The sequence below is a fragment of the Streptomyces sp. NPDC086787 genome (assembly GCF_044745865.1).
Lineage (GTDB): Bacteria > Actinomycetota > Actinomycetes > Streptomycetales > Streptomycetaceae > Streptomyces.
Window position 1 is genome coordinate 982098 of record NZ_JBIVBC010000001.1, and the last position, 16153, is coordinate 998250.

Below are 16153 nucleotides of genomic sequence, written 5' to 3' on the forward strand. Positions count from 1 at the left end.
CAGGTCAGAACGGATTGTCAGTGCCATACCGCACGATGAGCACATACGGCACCATCGGATCCCACCAGGAGGTTCGTCATGGCCAACCCGTCCGCCGCTCGTCGGCGCGCCGCCACCGGCCCTGCCCCCTCGCTGACCACCGGCCCCGCGGGCGACGTGCACCCCGTCCTCCGCCGTGCCACGGCCCCGCCCGCCGCTCTCGACCTGCTCGCCCAGGCCCGTGCCGGACTCGACGAGGCCGCCACCCTGGAAACTCCGAACGAACGCTACGCCACGGCCCACCTCGCCGCCCTGCGAACGGCCGCCGCCGTCCTCGCCGCACGCGCCCGCCCGGAGCCGCCGTCCCGGCGCCGCGCCCGTATCAGGAGCGCGTGGGAGGTGCTCCCCGAGATAGCGCCCGAGCTCACCGAGTGGAGCGCGCTGTTCGCCTCCGGCGCCCGGCGCCGTGCCCGCGCGGAGGCGGGCATCGAGGGCGCGGCCGGGCGCCGGGACGCCGACGACCTCATACGGGACGTGGCGATGTTCGTCCGCATCGTCGAGCGGATGCTGGTGCTCCAGCCGGTCCTTCCGCAGCCGCGCCAGGACGCGGGCTGACCACGGCGCCACGACTGCATCACCACTGCGCCACCAAGCCACCACCAAGGCGACCGGGTACGGCAGCGGGGGTACGGCGGCGGAGGCAATAAGGTGGAGGACGCCCGCAAGCCTGCCCGGAGGAGTCAACAGCGTGCCGGACCCGATGCGACCCCGCGCCTCCCTGCGTACCGCCGTGGTCTGGGAGGTCCTCCAGGACGCCCTCGACCGCCGGATCAAGGCCACCGGCCGGGACGCGCTGGACGTGCTCGACACCGGCGGCGGCAGCGGCAACTTCGCCGTACCCCTGGCCCGCCTCGGGCACCGCGTCACCGTCGTCGACCCCAGCCCGAACGCGCTGTTCGCGCTGGAGCGCCGGGCCGCCGAGGCCGGGGTCGCCGACCGGGTCCAGGGTGTGCAGGGCGACGCCCACGGGCTCTTCGACGTGGTCGAGCGCGGCGGCTACGACGCGGTGCTGTGCCACGGCGTCCTGGAGTACGTGGACGACCCCGCCGAAGGCGTCCGCAACGCGGTGGCCGCCCTGCGCCCCGAAGGCGTCCTCAGCCTGCTCGCGGCGGGCCTCGGCGGCGCCGTGCTGGCCCGCGCCCTCGCGGGCCACTTCACGGAGGCCAAACAGGCGCTGGAGGACCCGGCCGGCCGCTGGGGCCCCGGTGACCCCGTGCCGCACCGCTTCACCGCCGAACAGCTCACCGCGCTCGTGGAGAGCGCCGGCCTGGTGACGGCCGCCGTGCACGGCGTGCGGGTCTTCGCCGACCTGGTCCCGGGCGTCCTGGTGGACACCGAGCCCGGAGCCCTGGACGCCCTGCTCAAGCTGGAGGCCGCGGCGGCCGAGCTGCCCGCCTTCCACTCGGTCGCCACCCAGTTGCACGTGCTGGGTGAGACCCGCGGTGCCAGTGAGGCCTGAACCGGCCCCGGGTCATGCCGCTGATCAGCGCCTCGACCGCACATGGAGTACGCCACAGGCCCCCCGAACGAGGGGTTTGCGCCGTATGATCGAGGGAGAACGCCCGGCATGACGGGCCGGCCGCTGGGGAATGGAAGCCTCAGCGAGCCGGTTAGGTCATGCCGGTACTCCGGTTGGCCAATTGGCGTAGAGGGGCGGGTTTCACGGGGGCGATTCCCTGCCTATCCTGAAGGGACCCCCCGGGTCGCCCCGGCGACTGCACGATGAGGAGGACTCCGTGCCGCTCTCCGAGCACGAGCAGCGAATGCTTGAGCAGATGGAGCGAGCGCTGTACGCCGAAGACCCCAAGTTCGCGACAGCGCTTGAGGGAAGCGGGCTGCGCACGTACACCCGGCGACGGGTCTACCAGGCAGTCGTCGGCTTCCTCATTGGTATCGCGCTCCTCATGGCCGGAATGGTCGCACAGCAGATCTGGATCAGCGTGGTGGGCTTCCTCGTCATGCTGGGCTGTGCCGTACTCGCCGTAACGGGGTGGCGCAGGGCTCCCAAGCCGGGCGAGCAGTCCACCGGCGGCGGCGCCGCTCGCGGGCAGGGACGGCCCCGGCGCTCCATGATGGACCGCATCGAGCAGCGCTGGCAGCGCCGCCGGGACGAACAGGGCCAGTAGCGATCCAGCACGACTGAGGGGTGACCACCCACCGGGTGGTCACCCCTCAGTCGTCGGCTCTGCCGGCGGTCATCAGCTCCGCCGGCCCCGCGCCGGGCCCGTCAGCCCCGCTGTCCCGACGGCCTGCGCGGCAGTGTCGGGCGGACCGCCGCCACCCTGGCCCGCAGGGCCGCCCAGCGGGCCTGCGCCGCCCACAGCACCCGCACGGTGGAGCGCGGCGCCAGCAGCGCACGCAGCCGGGCACGGCGGCCCGCCTTACCCAGCCCGGCGATCACCTGGCGCACGTCCGCCGCGAGACCCGACGCCGGCCGCGGCCGCGGCGCGTACAGCACCTGCTCCACCGCGTCGGCCACCCGGTGCACCGCGGCCGCGGCCGCCTCATCGAGTTGCCCGAGCCGAACGATCCGGGCGGCCGCGCCGCGCGGAGTCAGCGAGTCGTCCGGCGGTATACCGAAGTCCCAGGCCGTGTCGGTCAGTTCCCGCCAGCCCGCCATCGTGTGCGCCGCCGCACCCTCGCCGGTGCGGGCGTGCCCGCCCAGCCGGACCACGCGCAGCCGCAGCCGCCACGCCATCGGCGCCAGCGGGACCGCCGCACAGACCAGCACGGCGAGTGCCCACAGCACGAACCGCCACCACTGCGGACCGTCGTCGCCCGGCAGCGGCACGGCCTGGGCCGACGCGCCGGAGCACAGGTCCTGCTTGCGCAGCTGCGCCGTGCAGTTCTCGCTCCGGGAGGCCGCCGCGGAGGGCTCCGCGCTCGCCGTCGTGGACGGGCGGGGCTGGTTCGGCTGGGAGGGGTCCGGCGTGTTGGACCGGGTGTACGACGGCGTCGTGCCCCGTGTCGGGGTGGGCTCGAAGCGGGTCCAGCCCACTCCCTGGAAATACAGCTCGGGCCAGGCGTGCGCGTCTCTCAGGCCGACCGACACCGTGCCGTCCGCCGTCGCGGTACCGGGAGCGAAACCCACCGCGACCCGGGCCGGGATGTTCAGCGTGCGTGCCATCGCGGCCATGGCGAAGGCGTAGTGGATGCAGAAGCCCTGCTTCTTCTCCAGGAAGTGCGCTATCGCGTCGCGGCCGGTACCGACCGACACCCGGGTGTCGTACTGGAAGCCGCCCGACACGGCGAAGTAGTCCTGGAGCTTCACTGCCGCGTCGTAGGAGGTCGCCGCGCCCGAGGTGACCTTCCTCGCGGTGGCGGCCACGACCGGTGGCAGTGTGTCCGGCACGTCGGTGAACTCGGCGTTGAACGTGTCCGACGCGGGTGGCGCCTCGGCCAGTTGCTTCGCCGTCGGCCGCACCTCCAGGCTGGTCACCTGGTAGGTCGCGCCCTGCGTGTTCTGGCCGTGGTCGCCGACGAGCGTCATGCCCGCGGGTTCGTAGCGCCACTTGCCGCCGATCCTCACCCCGCTCGGCGGGTAGGGCATGGGCAGCCAGTCCTGGGCGTACCAGTCGGCGGCCGAGACGGTGGTCTTGACCGTGGTGCGCTTGACGTCGGGGCTCAGTCCCACCGGGGCGGGGAACGTGTCCGGCACGTCGACGACATGCCGCTGGGACGGCTTCCACGTGACGCCGTCGAAGTCGTCCAGGGAGACGATCCGAAGGTAGAGGTCGGAGATGTCGTCGGTGCTGGTCCGCAGGGACAGCACCTGCCGGTCCTGTTCCACGTTCAGGCTGTCGTGGAGCGACACCAGGGGGTTGACGGCGGAGATCGTGCCGCCGTTCCCGTTCCCGTTTCCGGAGCCCACGCCGCCGGCGGTGCTGTCCAGCAGGCCGCCGTGCATCGAGGGCAGGACGAGCGGCACGACCAGCGCGGCACCGAGCGCGACCGCGCCGATGCGCCGCCCGGTGCGGACCGGGGCCACGGCGTCGGCCGCCTTCTCGCCCGGGCCTCGCGGCGCGCCGGCGAAGACCCGGCCCCACTGCGAGAGCCGGTCCCGGCCCTCGGCGCGCAGCAGCATCAGATAGCCGCCCGCCGCGGCCAGGAACCACAGCCAGTCGGTGCCGCCGTCGGACAGCCCGGCGGCCACCGAGTACATCGCGAGCAGCGGAAGCCCGGCCGGGGCCGCGCTGCGGAACGTCACCGCGAGGGCGTCCACCAGAAGCCCTATCAGCAGGACGCCGCCTATCAGCATCAGCCGGATCCCGTCGCTCAGCGGCGCCGGGATGGCGTACGTGTTGACGTCCTGCGAGCCCTGCCGCAGCAGGTCCCCGAGGTGCTGCACGGCGTCCGGGCCGGGCACCAGCCCGAGGACCGCGTACTCGCGGGCGAAGAACAGGGTGAGCAGCATCAGCGTCACGAGCGCCTGGGCCGCGATGGTCAGCGGCCGGGCCAGCGGCACCCGCCGGGTCGCCGCGCCCACTCCCGTCTGCACCGCCACCAGGAACGCCGCCTGCACCAGCCAGATCGACTTGTCGACCAGGGGCAGCAGCGCGCACGAGGCCAGCAGCGTCGCCGCGGCCGCGCACACGGCAAGCCTTCCACGCCCGCTCATCACAGTGCCCTCCCGCCGCCCAGCGCGGAGACGCCCACGCGCTCGCGGTCCGCCCGGCGCCACAACTCACCGAGCGAGGCGCCGCGTGGCACGCTCAGGGCCGTCCAGCCCGCCTCGCGCAGCAGGTGCAGCCGCTCCTCCTGCCGGTGCCCGGGACCGGGCACGCCGCCCGGCCGGTGCTGCCACGCGTCGCTGTCCAGCAGGAAGGCGACCGCGGCGCCGCCGCGCCCGCGCATCCTGGCGGCCATGGCGGCCTGGGCGTCGTCGAGGTCGCCCAGGAAGGCGACCAGCAGCCCGTCGCCACCGCCGGACAGCGCGTCGTGGGCACGGGACAGGCCCGCGCCGTCCGAGTGGTCGATCACGGCGAGAGCGTCCAGCAGCATCCCGGCCGCGTCCGTGCCTTCCTGGCCGACGCCCGCGAAGCCGTCGCCGCCCTCGCCGGGCATCGCACTGCCGGTGTCGGTCAACAGCCGCACCGAGAAGCCGCGCTCGAGCATGTGCACCAGGACCGACGCGCTGCCCGACACCGCCCACTCGAACGCCGAGTCCGGGCCCGCGCCGTCGAAGGCCGTGCCGCGGGTGTCGAGCAGGACCGTGCAGCGTGAACGGTGCGGCTGCTCCTCCCGGCGCACCATCAGCTCGCCGTGGCGGGCGGTGGAACGCCAGTGGACGCGGCGCAGGTCGTCGCCGTAGCGGTAGCCGCGCGGGATCACGTCGTCCTCGCCCGCCAGGGCCAGCGAGCGCCGTAGCCCGTCGCCGTACCCCTTCGCCTCGCCGTTGAGCCGGACCGGCGGCAGTGGTTCCACGCGCGGTATCACGGTCAGGGTGTCGAACGTCGAGAAGGAACGGGTCAGTTCGCACATTCCGAACGGATCCGTCAGGCGCAGCTGGAGCGGTCCGAGGGGATAGCGTCCGCGCAGGTCCGAGCGGACCCGGTAGGACACCTCGCGGCGGCCGCCCGGCTCCATCCGGTCCAGCACGAAGCGCGGCCGCGGGCCGAGCACGTACGGCACCCGGTCCTGGAGCATCAGCAGACCCGTCGGCAGCCGGGAGACGTTGTCCACGCACAGATGGACCCGGGACTCACCGCCGGCCGGGACCCGTGCGGGGGAGAGGCGGCGGTTCGTCGCCACCCGGTAGCGGGTGCGGTAGAGCACGGTCGCGCAGATCAGCGGCAGCGTGGCCAGCAGCAGCCCGACCCGCAGCAGGTCGTTCTGGCCGAGCACGTAGGCGCAGATCGCGGCCGCGATGCCGGCCGCCAGGAAGGAACGGCCGCGGGTGGTCAGCCCGGCGAGGGCCGTGCGGACCCCGCCCGTGGTGTCCCTGTCCTGCCGGCCGGCCTCCGCCGCCCAAGCCCCCCCGGTGCTCATCACATGCTCCGCGGAGGCTGCTGGGGATACGCCGGAACGCCTCCGCCCAGTCCGCCGAAGCCGCTCTGCCGGTGCTGGGCCGGCACCGGGGTGTGCTGGAGGATCTCCTGGACGACCTGCTCCGCCGTGCGCCGGTTGAGCTGGGCCTGGGCGGTGGGCAGCAGCCGGTGCGCGAGCACGGCCACGGCGAGGGCCTGCACATCGTCCGGCAGCGCGAACTCCCGGCCGCTGAGTGCGGCGGACGCCTTCGCCGCGCGCAGCAGGTGCAGCGTGGCGCGCGGTGAGGCGCCCAGTCTCAGGTCGGGGTGCGTGCGGGTCGCGGCGACCAGTTCCACCGCGTACCGCCGGACCGGTTCGGCGACGTGGACGCCGCGCACGGCCTCGATCAGCTTCAGGATGTCGTGGGCGTGCGCCACCGGCTGGAGGTCCTCCAGCGGGCTCACCCCGCCGTGGACGTCGAGCATCTGCAACTCGGCCTCCACACTGGGGTAGCCCACGGAGACCCGGGCCATGAAACGGTCGCGCTGGGCCTCGGGCAGCGGGTAGGTGCCCTCCATCTCGACCGGGTTCTGCGTGGCCACCACCATGAACGGGCTGGGCAGTTCGTAGGTCTGCCCGTCGATGGTGACCTGCCGCTCCTCCAGCGACTCCAGCAGCGCGGACTGTGTCTTGGGCGAGGCCCGGTTGATCTCGTCGCCGATCACGATCTGCGCGAAGATCGCACCCGGCTTGAACTCGAAGTCCCGGCGCTGCTGGTCCCAGATGGACACGCCCGTGATGTCCGACGGCAGCAGGTCGGGCGTGAACTGAATACGCCGCACCGAACAGTCGATGGACCGTGCCAGCGCCTTGGCCAGCATCGTCTTGCCGACGCCGGGGACATCCTCGATCAGAAGATGCCCCTCGGCGAGCAGCACGGTCAGCGAAAGCCGTACGACCTCGGGCTTGCCCTCGATCACTCCTTCCACCGAACTGCGGATCCGCTCCACAGTGGCGGTCAGATCTGTGAGGCTCGCTCGATCGTCATAGGTCGTCACCCGGCCCTCCTCGGCCCGTTTTGCCTGGGCCGACGCTCCGTGCGCGGACCGGCCCACCCCGATATACGGGCGTCACGCGCGTTTCGTTCCGCGTGACGTCACACCCCGCATTCTTGCCGTCGTTGCCGATTAGTGTCACTCGCCTGTGGACAACCGCCGGCACTATGCCGGTCTTGCGGTGTTTTCGATTGTCTTTTCGGTGCCGGGGTGACGGGATCTCCGGGCGGTGGCGGCCCGATCAGGCCGGGTCGACCTCGCGCAGCAGACCCGTCTTGACGTCGAAGACGAAGCCCCGCACGTCGTCGGTGTGCATCAGGAACGGGGAGGTGCGCACCCGCTGCATGGACTGCCGCACGTCCTGGTCCACGTCCCGGAAGGACTCCACGGCCCATGCCGGGCGCTGGCCCACCTCCATCTCCAGTTCCGTGCGGAAGTCCTCGGTGAGGGACTCCAGGCCGCAGCCGGTGTGGTGGATGAGGACGACGCTGCGGGTGCCCAGCTTGCGCTGGCTGATGGTGAGCGAGCGGATCACGTCGTCCGTGACCACACCGCCCGCGTTGCGGATGGTGTGGCAGTCGCCGAGTTCGAGGCCGAGTGCGGCGTGCAGATCGAGTCGGGCGTCCATGCAGGCGACCACGGCGACGCGCAGCACGGGCCGGGCGTCCATGCCGGGGTCGGTGAAGGCGGCGGCGTATCGCCGGTTGGCCTCGACCAGGCGATCCGTCACATTGTCGCCGTCGGTTATGGCGTCTTCGGATCCGGTGGGAACTGCTGCGGAAGTCGTCATAGTGACGACGGTACTGGTCACCCCTGGTCCGAGCCTGTCGTGAGAGTGGACAAAGAACGCCACTGTGGCTTGTTGTGAGCTAACCCACACGGAGGGTAAACCTGGGCCGGACGGGTGATTCCCGTTCATTCGCGACCCCACCCGGCACCCGCTGCGCGACGCGCAGGCCGGTTGATTGACCGCGAGACACGGTGGACTAAAGTGACGCGAAGCGGGAGGCGAGGCTCTCCCCGCTGGACTGAGATTCCCCCGGAGACCCCGGCGCCCGCCCGGACCGTCTCCCCATGCGCGCGGCGTGTACGTACGGCTCGGCCTCCTCCCGCTCCCGGCCGGCCCGACTGGGGTTGGGCGGGGACCCGGCGGTGCGTACGGCCCGTGCCGGACCTGAGAGGCCCCCTTGAGCGAGAGTCGACACGTCCCGGTGATGCTCCAGCGGTGCCTGGACCTGCTGGCGCCCGCCCTGGAGCGGCCGGGAGCCGTGGTCGTCGACTGCACCCTGGGCCTCGGCGGGCACAGCGAGGCGCTGCTGACGCGGTTCCCCGAGGCGCGGCTCGTCGCACTCGACCGGGACAAGGAGGCGCTGCGGCTGTCCGGCGAGCGGCTCGCGCCCCACGGCGAGCGGGCCACCCTCGTGCACGCGGTGTACGACGAACTGCCCGACGTCCTCGACAGACTCGGCATCCCGCGCGTACAGGGCGTCCTGTTCGACCTCGGCGTCTCCTCCATGCAACTGGACGAGGCCGACCGGGGCTTCGCCTACGCCCAGGACGCCCCCCTCGACATGCGGATGGACCAGACGACCGGCATGAGCGCGGCCGAGGTCCTCAACACCTACCCGCCTGGCGAACTCGTCCGCATCCTGCGGGCGTACGGCGAGGAGAAGCAGGCCAAGCGGATCGTCTCCGCCGTCGTCCGCGAGCGCGAGAAGGAGCCGTTCAGCAACAGCGGGCGGCTCGTGGAACTGATCCGGGACGCGCTGCCGCAGGCCGCCAAGCGCACCGGGGGCAACCCGGCCAAGCGCACCTTCCAGGCCCTGCGCATCGAGGTCAACGGCGAACTCTCCGTCCTGGAGCGGGCGATCCCGGCCGCGGTCAAGGCACTCGCCGTGGACGGACGGATCGCCGTCCTGTCGTACCACTCGCTGGAGGACCGCCTGGTCAAGCAGGTGTTCGCGGCCGGCGCCGCGACCACCGCGCCGCCCGGCCTGCCGGTCGTGCCCGAGCGCTACCAGCCCCGGCTCAAGCTACTGACGCGCGGTGCCGAACTTCCCACCGAGGAAGAGGTCGCCGAGAACCGCCGGGCCGCTCCCGCGCGGCTGCGCGGGGCCCAACGCATCAGGGAGGACGCCGAGTGAGTGAGCGGGGCACCCGGAACCCACCGGAGGGCAAGTGAGCGGGAAACCCGAACTGAAGGGGAGGGCCGCCCGGCTCACGCGGCTCCTGCCCGCCGGGCCGGGACAGGCCGCCCGCACGCCGTTCGTCTTCCTGGTCGTCCTGCTCCTCGGCGGCGGCCTGATCGGACTGCTCGTGCTGAACTCCGCGCTCAGCGAAGGCTCCTTCCAGCTCGACGACCTCCAGAGGCAGACGAAGAACTTCAAGGACGAGCAGCAGGCACTCCAGCGGGACATCGACGCCTACTCCGCCCCCGACGCCCTCCAGCGCCGAGCCCGTGAACTCGGCATGGTGCCCGGCGGCGACCCCGCCTTCCTCGGCCCCGACGGCTCCGTGAAGGGCGCCCCCGCCCCCGCCGCCCTCGGCCACCCCCTCACATCCGTCGCATCCGTCCCGCCCGAGGCGATCCCGCCGGCCGTCCCGACCGCGCCCGCACCCCGGACCCCACCACCGGCCTCCTCCACCCCGACCCCGACTCCCGGCAGGTGAGCGCCGTGTCCGACAGGAAGCACCCGCGCCACCGGGCCCGTGCCACCGACCGGCCCGCCTCCGGCCTTCGGCGGGTGCCGGAGGTGTCCGTGGGGCAGTCCTCGCGCCGCCGTGTTCCCGGTCCGGTCGCGCCGCCCGCCCCGGTGGTCCGGGCCGGGTTCGTGCCATCGGGCACCCCGGCCATCGGCCCGGCCGCCTTCACCCCCTGTCCCGCCCCGACCCCGACTCCCGGCAGGTGACGGAAGTGTCCGACAGGCAATCCCCGCGCCGTCGTGTGCCGGGTCCCGCCAAGCCGCCGCGGCCGCGGAGCGGTGCGCGCCGGCAGCCCGGTCCCGGGAGCCGGCCGGCGGTCCGGCGGCCGCGGCAGGTACGTCCGGCCGTCGCTCCCCGGCGTCTGCGGCTCGGCAGCCCCCGGCCCCGGCTGCGCATGGTCGGGCTCGCGCTGACCCTGGTGCTGCTGGCCTTCGTCGTACGGCTGCTCCAGGTGCAGGCCGTCGACGCGAGCGCCTACGCGGCCAGGGCCGAGCAGAACCGGTATGTCGTGCACACCGTCGCCGCCGAGCGCGGCGGGATCACCGACCGCAACGGCGTCGCCCTCGCGATCAGCGAGGACGCGTACGACATCACCGCCGACCCGACCATGTTCACCCGCAAGCAACTGGGCATCGACGACGGCCCCGAGCAGGCAGCCGCGCTCCTCGCGCCGATCCTCGGCCAGGACCAGGAGACGCTGGTCGACAAGCTCCGGCCCGCCAACAAGGCGCTGCGCTACGTCAAGCTCGCCGGCCGGCGTACCCCGCAGGTCTGGAACCAGATCAAGGACCTGAGGGCCGCGCTCACCAAGAAGGCGGAGACGGACAAGTCGGCCGTCAACGTGCTGGCCGGTGTCTTCTCCGACCCCAGCAGCAAGCGTGTGTACCCCAACGGCGACCTCGCCGCCGGGATACTGGGCTGGGTCAACGCCGAGGGCAAGGGCGGCGGGGGCATCGAGCAGCAGCTCAACAAGACCCTGACCGGCAAGGACGGCAAGCTCCGCTACGCCCAGTCCGGCGGCCGCCAGGTGCCCACCGCGGGCTACACCGAGACCCCCGCGGTCGCCGGCTCCGACGTCGAGCTCACCATCGACCGCGACATCCAGTGGGCCGCGCAGAACGCGATCAGCGAGCAGGTGCAGAAGTCCAAGGCCGACCGCGGCTATGTGATCGTCCAGGACACCCGCACCGGAGAGATCCTGGCCATGGCCGGCTCACCCGGCTTCGACCCCAACGACCTGTCGAAGGCCGACTCCAACGCGATGGGCAATCCCGCACTCCAGGACGCCTACGAACCCGGCTCCACCGCCAAGGTCATGTCCATGGCGGCCGTGCTGGAGGAGAACGCGGCCACCCCGCTCACCCATGTCGTCGTACCCAACCGGCTGCACCGCGGCGACCGCCTCTTCCAGGACGACGTCGACCACGGCACCTGGCACCTCACGCTCAACGGCGTCCTCGCCAAGTCCAGCAACATCGGCACCATCCTCGCCACCGGCCAGCTCGGCAAGACCCAGTCCGAGGCCAACAAGGTCCTCTACTCGTACCTGCGCAAGTTCGGCATCGGCGGCTACACCGGACTCGACTTCCCCGGCGAGACCAGGGGCATCCTCGCTCCCGCCGGCAAGTGGTCCACCTCGCAGCAGTACACGATCCCCTTCGGCCAGGGCATGTCCCTCAACGCCATGCAGGCGGCCTCCGTCTACTCGGCGATCGCCAACGGCGGCGTCCGCGTCGAACCCACCCTGGTGCGCGGCACCAAGGGCGCCGACGGACGCTTCACCCCCGCCCCCAAGCCCAAGGAGACGCGGGTGGTCAGCGCCAGGACGGCGAAGACCCTCGCCCAGATGCTGGAGTCCGTGGTGGACGACCGGGAGGGCACGGGCACCAAGGCGCGCATCCCCGGCTACCGGGTCGCGGGCAAGACGGGTACGGCCAACCGCGTGGATCCGGCCACCGGAAAGTACCGCGGCTACACCTCCTCCTTCGCCGGGTTCGCGCCCGCGGACAAGCCCCGGATCACCGTCTACTGCGCCATCCAGAACGCCACCAAGGGCAGCTACTTCGGCGGCCAGATCTGCGGCCCCATCTACAAGCAGGTGATGGAGTTCGCCCTGAAGACCCTCCAGATCCCGCCGACCGGAGCCCGGGCCGCCAGCCTGCCGGTCTCCTACAAACCCTGACCGGCCGGGGCACCCCGCACCGAACCACCAGGAACGAGCCCGTGACAACGATCACTCCCGACGCCGGGAACCGCGGCCCCTCCAGCCCCTCGCTTCGCTCCGGAGCGGGTGCGCCCGGTACGCTCACCGCCGTGCCACATGCTGATCAGTCCCAAACGAAAGGCGCTTCCGTGACCTATCCGGGGCCGCCGCGACCGGTCCGGGTCTCCGCCACTTCCCTCGCGGAACTCGCCGATCAGCTGGGTGCCGTCACCCCTCGGGGCACCGCCGACGTCACGGGGATCACCCACGACTCGCGCGCCGTCCGCCCCGGTGACCTGTACGCCGCCCTCCCGGGCGCCCGTCTGCACGGCGCCGACTTCGTCACCCAGGCCGCCGGCCTCGGCGCGGTCGCCGTACTCACCGACCCGGCGGGCGCCGAGCGCGCCGCCGCCACCGGCCTGCCGGTGCTCGTGGTCGAGGACCCGCGCGCGCGGATGGGCGAACTCGCGGCCACCATCTACAGCCGTCCCGGCGACGACCTGCTCCAGATCGGCATCACGGGCACCTCCGGCAAGACCACCACCGCCTACCTCGTGGAGGGCGGTCTGCGCACCGCCAGGTCCACCGGCCTGGTCGGCACGGTCGAGATGCGCATCGGCGACGAGCGCATCAAGTCCGAGCGAACCACCCCCGAAGCCACCGACCTCCAGGCCCTGTTCGCCGTCATGCGCGAGCGCGGCGTCGACGCGGTCGCCATGGAGGTCTCCAGCCACGCGCTGGTCCTCGGCCGGGTGGACGGCTGTGTCTTCGACATCGCCGTCTTCACCAACCTCAGCCCGGAACACATGGAGTTCCACTCCGACATGGAGGACTACTACCGGGCCAAGGCACAGCTGTTCACGCCGGAACGCAGCAGGCGCGCCGTGATCAACGTGGACGACGAGTACGGCCGACGGCTCGCCGGGGAGGCCACCGTCCCGGTGGTCACCTTCTCCGCCGAGGGCCACCCGGACGCCGACTGGCGCGCCGAGGACGTGCAGATCGGGCCGATGGACTCGACGTTCACCGCGCTCGGCCCGCAGGGCGAGCGCGTGCACGCCAAGTCGCCGCTGCCCGGTCCCTTCAACGTGGCGAACACCCTCGCCGCCGTGGTCGCCCTCGCAGCCGCCGGACTCGACCCGCAGTCCGCCGCCGACGGCGTCGCCGCGGTGCCCGGCGTGCCGGGACGGCTCGAACGGGTGGACGCCGGACAGCCCTACCTCGCGGTGGTCGACTACGCGCACAAGACCGACGCGGTCGAATCGGTGCTCAAGGCGCTGCGCAAGGTGACGAAGGGCCAGCTGCACGTCGTCCTCGGCTGCGGCGGCGACCGTGACACGACCAAGCGCGCCCCGATGGGCGCCGCCGCGGCCCGCCTCGCCGACACGGCCGTACTCACTTCCGACAACCCGCGCTCCGAGGATCCCCTGGCGATCCTCGCGACCATGCTCCAGGGCGCGGCCTCCGTACCCGCGCACGAACGCGGCGAGGTGGTCCTGTTCGAGGAGCGGGCCGCCGCGATCGCCGCCGCCGTCGCCCGCGCACACGCCGGGGACACCGTCCTGGTCGCCGGCAAGGGCCATGAGCAGGGCCAGGACATCGCCGGAGTGGTCCGTCCCTTCGACGACCGCCAGGTGCTTCGCGACGCTATCCAGAACACCCAGGGATGAACTTGTGATCGCCCTCTCCCTCGCCGAGATCGCAGCAGCCGTCGGCGGGCAGCCGCACGACATACCGGATCCGTCCGTCCGGGTCACCGGACCGGTCGTCCGGGACTCCCGCGAGGTGGCGCCCGGCAGCCTCTTCGCCGCGTTCGCCGGCGAGCACGTGGACGGCCACGACTTCGCGGCCCAGGTCGTCGAGGCGGGCGCGGTCGCCGTACTGGCGTCGCGCCCCGTCGGCGTGCCCGCGATCGTCGTGGACGACGTCCAGACCGCTCTCGGCGCCCTGGCACGGCATGTCGTGGCCCGGCTCGGCGCGACCCTCGTGGCCCTCACCGGCTCGGCCGGCAAGACCAGTACCAAGGACCTCATCGCCCAGGTACTGCGCACCAAGGCACCCACCGTCTTCACGCCGGGCTCCTTCAACAACGAGATCGGGCTGCCGCTGACCGCCCTCAGCGCCACCGAGGAGACCAGGTTCCTGGTCCTGGAGATGGGCGCCCGGGGCATCGGCCACATCCGCTACCTCACCGAACTGACCCCGCCGAGGATCGGTCTCGTCCTCAACGTCGGCACCGCCCACATCGGCGAGTTCGGCGGCCGCGAGCAGATCGCCCAGGCCAAGGGCGAACTGGTGGAGGCGCTTCCCCCGGCGGAGGACGGCGGAGCGGCTCTCCTCAACGCCGACGACCCGCTGGTACGGGCCATGGCCTCCCGAACCAAGGCGAAGGTGATCCTCTTCGGCGAGTCGGCCGAAGCGGACGTACGTGCCGAGAACGTGCGACTCACGGACAGCGGACAGCCGGCCTTCAGACTTCTCACACCCTCCGGTGCAAGCGATGTGACCATGCGCCTGTACGGTGAGCACCACGTGTCGAACGCGCTCGCCGCGGCCGCCGTCGCTCATGAGCTGGGCATGTCCGCGGACGAGATCGCCATCGCGCTCTCCGAGGCAGGCTCCCTCTCCCGCTGGCGCATGGAGGTCACCGAGCGCCCGGACGGCGTGACCATCGTCAACGACGCCTACAACGCCAACCCCGAGTCCATGCGAGCAGCGCTGCGCGCGCTCGCGGCCATGGGCAGGGGGCGGCGGACCTGGGCGGTGCTCGGCAAGATGGCCGAGCTCGGGGACGAGGCGCTCGCCGAGCACGACGCGGTCGGACGGCTCGCCGTCCGGCTCAACGTCAGCAAGCTCGTCGCGGTCGGGGGCAGGGAAGCGTCCTGGCTGCAGCTGGGCGCATATAACGAGGGTTCGTGGGGTGAGGAGTCGGTGCACGTGTCCGACGCACAGGCGGCGGTCGACCTGTTGCGCAGCGAGCTGCGCCCGGGAGACGTCGTACTCGTGAAGGCGTCCCGGTCGGTCGGTCTGGAGAGTGTCGCGCAGGCGCTCGTCGAGGGCGGGGTCGATGCCCGATGATGAAGCAGATCCTGTTCGCGGGAGTCATCGGTCTGTTCCTCACCCTGATCGGCACCCCGCTGCTGATCAAACTGCTCGCCCGCAAGGGCTACGGCCAGTACATCCGTGACGACGGCCCGCGCGAGCACGCCAGCAAGCGCGGTACGCCCACCATGGGCGGTATCGCCTTCATCTTCGCGACCGTCGCCGCCTACTTCCTGTCCAAGGTCATCACCTCCTGGACCACCGACAAGCCGGCCACCCCGACCTTCTCCGGTCTGCTGGTCCTCGGTCTGATGGTCGGCATGGGCCTGGTCGGCTTCCTGGACGACTACATCAAGATCGTCAAGCGCCGGTCGCTCGGTCTGCGGGCCAAGGCGAAGATGGCCGGCCAGCTCATCGTCGGCATCGGCTTCGCCGTCCTGTCGCTCCAGTTCGCCGACGCGCGCGGCAACACCCCGGCGTCCACCAAGCTGTCCTTCATCACGGACTTCGGCTGGGCCATCGGCCCGGTGCTGTTCGTCGTCTGGGCGCTGTTCATGATCCTCGCGATGTCGAACGGCGTGAACCTCACCGACGGCCTCGACGGCCTCGCCACCGGCGCCTCCGTGCTCGTCTTCGGCGCGTACACGTTCATCGGGGTGTGGCAGTTCCAGGAGTCCTGCGCCAACGCGCAGACCCTCACCAACCCCGGCGCCTGCTACGAGGTGCGCGATCCGCTCGACCTCGCGGTGGTCTCCTCCGCGCTGATGGGCGCCTGCCTCGGCTTCCTGTGGTGGAACACCTCGCCGGCCAAGATCTTCATGGGCGACACCGGTTCGCTCGCGCTCGGCGGTGTGCTCGCGGGCCTCGCGATCTGCTCCCGCACCGAGCTGCTGATCGCCATCCTCGGCGGTCTGTTCGTCCTCATCACCATGTCGGTCGTCATCCAGGTCGGCTCCTTCCGGCTCACCGGCAAGCGCGTCTTCCGGATGGCACCACTCCAGCACCACTTCGAACTCAAGGGCTGGTCCGAAGTCCTTGTGGTGGTCCGGTTCTGGATCATCCAGGGCATCTGTGTCATTGTCGGACTCGGCCTCTTCTACGCGGGATGGGCAGCGGACAAGTGACCTCCTCGGTGTCTTCCGGG

The 16153-nt window shown here is 72.1% G+C and carries 14 protein-coding genes; 10 read left to right on the forward strand and 4 right to left on the reverse strand.

Features of this window, described 5'->3' with window-relative positions; all coding sequences use genetic code 11:
- Positions 1-78: 78 nt before the first annotated feature.
- The 3 genes from ACIPK3_RS04580 (at position 79) to ACIPK3_RS04590 (ending at position 2165) form a co-directional block, all read left to right on the forward strand.
- Positions 79-594, forward strand: coding sequence for an SAV_6107 family HEPN domain-containing protein (locus ACIPK3_RS04580; protein ID WP_402566533.1), 516 nt, complete (start codon positions 79-81; stop codon positions 592-594).
- A gap of 133 nt (positions 595-727) precedes the next feature.
- Positions 728-1498 (forward strand): methyltransferase, encoded by a 771-nt coding sequence (locus tag ACIPK3_RS04585; protein WP_402566534.1) that lies wholly within the window; start codon positions 728-730, stop codon positions 1496-1498.
- Between the two features lie 277 nt (positions 1499-1775).
- Positions 1776-2165, forward strand: coding sequence for a DUF3040 domain-containing protein (locus ACIPK3_RS04590; protein ID WP_402566535.1), 390 nt, complete (start codon positions 1776-1778; stop codon positions 2163-2165).
- Positions 2166-2266: 101 nt separating this feature from the next.
- On the opposite strand, the gene ACIPK3_RS04595 is transcribed toward ACIPK3_RS04590, so the two are convergent.
- The 4 genes from ACIPK3_RS04595 to ACIPK3_RS04610 form a co-directional block, all read right to left on the reverse strand.
- A complete protein-coding gene (locus tag ACIPK3_RS04595; RefSeq protein ID WP_402566536.1) occupies positions 2267-4657 on the reverse strand; it encodes a transglutaminaseTgpA domain-containing protein in 2391 nt (796 codons plus the stop codon).
- Positions 4657-6027 carry a DUF58 domain-containing protein gene (locus tag ACIPK3_RS04600; protein ID WP_402566537.1) on the reverse strand — a complete coding sequence of 457 codons (1371 nt, stop codon included), beginning with the start codon at positions 6025-6027 and terminating at the stop codon, positions 4657-4659. The genes ACIPK3_RS04595 and ACIPK3_RS04600 overlap by 1 nt, the downstream gene beginning before the upstream one ends.
- Positions 6027-7064 (reverse strand): AAA family ATPase, encoded by a 1038-nt coding sequence (locus ACIPK3_RS04605; RefSeq protein ID WP_402566538.1) that lies wholly within the window; start codon positions 7062-7064, stop codon positions 6027-6029. The genes ACIPK3_RS04600 and ACIPK3_RS04605 overlap by 1 nt, the downstream gene beginning before the upstream one ends.
- A 238-nt stretch (positions 7065-7302) precedes the next feature.
- Positions 7303-7851 carry a beta-class carbonic anhydrase gene (locus ACIPK3_RS04610; protein ID WP_402566539.1) on the reverse strand — a complete coding sequence of 183 codons (549 nt, stop codon included), beginning with the start codon at positions 7849-7851 and terminating at the stop codon, positions 7303-7305.
- A 397-nt stretch (positions 7852-8248) separates the two neighbouring features.
- On the opposite strand from ACIPK3_RS04610, the gene rsmH reads away from it, so the two are divergent.
- The 7 genes from rsmH to mraY all read left to right on the forward strand — a co-directional run bounded on the left by rsmH (position 8249) and on the right by mraY (position 16133).
- On the forward strand, positions 8249-9205 hold the full coding sequence (rsmH, locus tag ACIPK3_RS04615) for a 16S rRNA (cytosine(1402)-N(4))-methyltransferase RsmH (RefSeq protein WP_402566540.1): 957 nt from the start codon (positions 8249-8251) through the stop codon (positions 9203-9205).
- A 34-nt stretch (positions 9206-9239) separates the two neighbouring features.
- Positions 9240-9731, forward strand: a complete 492-nt coding sequence (locus tag ACIPK3_RS04620) for a septum formation initiator family protein (RefSeq protein WP_402566541.1) — start codon at positions 9240-9242, stop codon at positions 9729-9731.
- Positions 9732-9736: 5 nt separating this feature from the next.
- A complete protein-coding gene (locus tag ACIPK3_RS04625) occupies positions 9737-9970 on the forward strand; it encodes a hypothetical protein (RefSeq protein WP_402566542.1) in 234 nt (77 codons plus the stop codon).
- 5 nt (positions 9971-9975) lie between these two features.
- Positions 9976-11946, forward strand: a complete 1971-nt coding sequence (locus tag ACIPK3_RS04630) for a peptidoglycan D,D-transpeptidase FtsI family protein (RefSeq protein WP_402566543.1) — start codon at positions 9976-9978, stop codon at positions 11944-11946.
- A gap of 170 nt (positions 11947-12116) precedes the next feature.
- On the forward strand, positions 12117-13637 hold the full coding sequence (locus tag ACIPK3_RS04635; RefSeq protein WP_402566544.1) for a UDP-N-acetylmuramoyl-L-alanyl-D-glutamate--2,6-diaminopimelate ligase: 1521 nt from the start codon (positions 12117-12119) through the stop codon (positions 13635-13637).
- Positions 13638-13641: 4 nt separating this feature from the next.
- Positions 13642-15045 (forward strand): UDP-N-acetylmuramoyl-tripeptide--D-alanyl-D-alanine ligase, encoded by a 1404-nt coding sequence (gene murF, locus ACIPK3_RS04640; protein WP_402566545.1) that lies wholly within the window; start codon positions 13642-13644, stop codon positions 15043-15045.
- Positions 15045-16133, forward strand: coding sequence for a phospho-N-acetylmuramoyl-pentapeptide-transferase (mraY, locus tag ACIPK3_RS04645; protein WP_402566856.1), 1089 nt, complete (start codon positions 15045-15047; stop codon positions 16131-16133). The genes murF and mraY overlap by 1 nt, the downstream gene beginning before the upstream one ends.
- Positions 16134-16153: the final 20 nt, after the last annotated feature.